The 3,057-nt window shown below is 64.8% G+C and carries 4 protein-coding genes; all 4 read right to left on the bottom strand.

Features of this window, described 5'->3' with window-relative positions:
* Window positions 1–47 precede the first annotated feature (47 nt).
* A complete protein-coding gene (gene queC, locus A3840_RS00915) occupies window positions 48–746 on the bottom strand; it encodes a 7-cyano-7-deazaguanine synthase QueC (protein ID WP_067450509.1) in 699 nt (232 codons plus the stop codon).
* A 107-nt stretch (window positions 747–853) separates the two neighbouring features.
* Window positions 854–1,666, bottom strand: coding sequence for a bifunctional hydroxymethylpyrimidine kinase/phosphomethylpyrimidine kinase (gene thiD, locus A3840_RS00910; protein ID WP_067450506.1), 813 nt, complete (start codon window positions 1,664–1,666; stop codon window positions 854–856).
* Window positions 1,663–2,637: a HesA/MoeB/ThiF family protein gene (locus tag A3840_RS00905; RefSeq protein WP_067450503.1), complete on the bottom strand. Its 975-nt coding sequence runs from the start codon at window positions 2,635–2,637 to the stop codon at window positions 1,663–1,665. The genes thiD and A3840_RS00905 overlap by 4 nt, the downstream gene beginning before the upstream one ends.
* A partial coding sequence (locus A3840_RS00900; protein WP_067450499.1) for a thiamine phosphate synthase occupies window positions 2,634–3,057 on the bottom strand: 424 nt, incomplete at its 5' end. The genes A3840_RS00905 and A3840_RS00900, both read right to left, overlap by 4 nt.

Raw genomic sequence — 3,057 nt, 5'->3', positions numbered from 1 at the left:
GAGCTGATGGGATGCCGAGAAATGGAATTCCTTGGTGATGCGAAACGTCATGCGCGTTTCGCCTCTACGGCATCACGCCAGAAGTCGGCATCGGCATAGAGCGTTGGATCCGGCAGCCGGGCCAGGTCGAAGGCTTCCCGACGCTCGACGCAGGTGCCGCAACGTCCGCAATGTGTCTCCCCGCCTTTGTAGCAGGACCAGGTCTGATCGAAGGGCGTTGCATGCCGTGCACCCTCGGTCACGATGTCCGCCTTGGACACGTTTACGAACGGCGCGTAGAGGCGAACGTTGGCATAGCCGTCAAGGGCTTGGTTCTGCATCGCCTGGAAAGCGTCAATGAAGTCAGGCCGACAATCGGGATAGATGAAGTGATCGCCGCCATGGACGGCAACACCAACGGCCTCGGCCTGCCGCGCTGCCGCAACACCGAAGGCTATCGCCAGCATGATGGCGTTCCGATTGGGCACCACCGTAATCCTCATCGACTCTTCGGCATAGTGGCCATCGGGAACCGCGACATCGTCGGTGAGCGCGGAGCCGCTGAGTTGCCGGCCAACGTCGCGGATGTCGATGATCTGGTGCGGGACGCCAAGCCGTTGGGCGCAGGCCGCGGCAAAGCCGAGCTCCTTGCTGTGCCGCTGCCCATAGTCGAACGATACCAGGCCGGTGAGGGTCTGCTCGGCCGCCACCTTGTGCGCGAGCGAAACCGAGTCCAATCCGCCGGAGCAGATGACGAGAGTCTTCATAATGTAAATCCTTGTTTTGACCGGGTAAGGCTGCGACCGGAGATTGCTCTAGCTTCCCTCTACGCCAAAGGGGGTGGTTTGTGAATGGGCCGGCTGAGGCTGTGACATCATGGCCAAAAGGCCTCCTCAGTCGGGTGATCGGGGTGCAGCAGTCGGGCACCGGAGCCCAAGGCGCGGCTCGGTGCTGCCGCGAGGGTTCGGGAGATGAAGTGCTTGGCACGGGCAATCGAGGCAGCGAGCGGCCAGCCCCGGGCCAGGCCTGCGGCGATCGCGGCGGAAAAGATGCACCCCCCGCCATGAAATTCGCCGACGTCCAGGCGCTCAGCGGCAAAACGCGTGACGCCACCAGCATCGACGAGCAAGTCGGTGCTCTGCCTTCCCGTCCCGTGTCCGCCTTTGATCAACACCGCCTGGGGCCCCATCGCCAGCAACGCCCTGGCCTGGATGATCATCGCGGCCTCGTCTTTGGCAATTTGCGAGCCGGTCAAGGCGGCCGCCTCTGGCAGGTTGGGCGTGAGCAGCTGGGCCCTCGGCAGCAGCAATGCTCTCAGCGCGTCCAGCGCCTCCTCTGGCAACAAGCGCGCGCCGCTGGTTGCGACCAGCACCGGATCAAGGACAATCCCGCTGGCGCCGTGCCGAGCCAGCCTCTCGGCGACCGCGGCGATGACATCGGCATTGCCGAGCATGCCGACCTTGACTGACGCCACGGGCAGATCGGCGAACACGGCCTCGATCTGGGCCGCTACCATTTCAGCAGGTATCACATGGACCGCAGCCACGCACATGCTGTTCTGCGCTGTCACTGCCGTGATGGCGCTGGTCCCGAATACGCCAAAGGCGGAAAACGTCTTGAGGTCGGCCTGGATTCCGGTGCCGCCACCCGAATCCGAGCCGGCAATGGTCAACGCAACGGGAGTCACGACGGATCTCCGAGTGCCACGAGCGCCAGGTTGAGCCTGCCCATGGCCTGCAGCCGACCCGCTGCTCGTAGCGCCCGCTGCCCGCTGCGGCAGCACAGCACGATGCGTCCTCCACCATCGGCCGCCGCCAGTAGGTCGACATCCGCCGGCGCCACGCGAAGCGCGTCTGAACGTGGCAGCATCGGGGCTTCGGCCGCGCCCCGCAGGTCGACGATAATGTCCTCCGGCTCGAGGTCCGCAACCCCGATGAATGGAGCAGTATGTTGAGGCTCAGGACAATCCGCGAAACCGAAACCGCCAAACTGCAGGGCGTGACCATCGAAGCTGACCACGCGACCGAGCACGCTGGGCTTGAGGTCGAGCAGCACATGGAGCGCCAAATGCCCTTGCAGACTTCCCAGTATCGCGACGGCCGATCCTAGCACGCCAATGCTGGCGCAACTGCCTGCGACCTCCGGCACATCGGGGAAAACCGCGCGGTAGCTGGGCGCACCGCCGCAATAGGCCCCGACGTAGCCAGACAAACCGACCACCGAAGCACTGATCAACGGCTTGCCAGCCGCCAAGCAGCTGTCGGACAGCATGTAGGTCACTGCAAAATTGTCGGCTGCGTCGATGACGATGTTTGCCTTTTCGATCAGCGCGGGGGCATTGGCCGGCGTCAGACGCTCTGATTTGGCCGTCGTGACTATGTCGGGATTGATGCGGAGCACGGCATCACGCGCCGCTTCTGCTTTGAGAGCACCAACGTCGTCCATGCCGTAGAGCGGCTGCCGATGCAGGTTGCTGATGTCCACGTGGTCGTGGTCAACGATGAGAATCCCGCCAACGCCGGCGCCCGCCAGTATCTGCAGGACCGAGGAGCCCAGTCCCCCGGCGCCCACCACCAGCACCGTGGCGGCGGCCAGTCTGGCCTGTCCCGGCGCCCCGATTTCGGTCAACGTCATCTGGCGGATATAGCGATCGGTCATCTCAAGGCCCTCGTTGCTGCCAGCCAGGCACCGACCTGGCGCGAGGGATCTGGATGGCGCACGATGTCGCCCACCACCGCGACGCAATCGGCGCCGGCGGCAAGACAGAGTTCGGCTCGCGCCACGGTCAGCCCGCCAATGGCCACCAGAGGGCGCGCGCCCACGAGGCGCTTCCATTCCGCAATCCGCGCCAACCCCTGCGGCGCCCAGGGCATCTGCTTGAGCTGGGTGGGATAGATGGGCCCCAGGGCCACGTAGTCGGGCGCTTCGGCCAAGGCTCGGTCGAGTTCGGCATGGTCGTGGGTGCTGATGCCGATGCGCATCCCGGCCCGCCTTAGCGCGGCCATATCGGCCACGGCCAAATCCTCCTGGCCCAAATGGACGAAATCGCACCCGATATCGAGGGCCACCTGCCAATGG

Origin of the sequence: Devosia elaeis, from assembly GCF_001650025.1 — a bacterium.
Classification (GTDB): domain Bacteria; phylum Pseudomonadota; class Alphaproteobacteria; order Rhizobiales; family Devosiaceae; genus Devosia; species Devosia elaeis.
This window is presented reverse-complemented; position numbering and strand designations above follow the sequence as displayed.

Excerpts from the sequence above, each read along its gene's own strand:
- A3840_RS00905 (WP_067450503.1), bottom strand. The coding sequence starts at position 2,637 with ATGACCGATCGCTATATCCGCCAGATGACGTTGACCGAAATCGGGGCG.
- queC (WP_067450509.1), bottom strand. The coding sequence starts at position 746 with ATGAAGACTCTCGTCATCTGCTCCGGCGGATTGGACTCGGTTTCGCTC.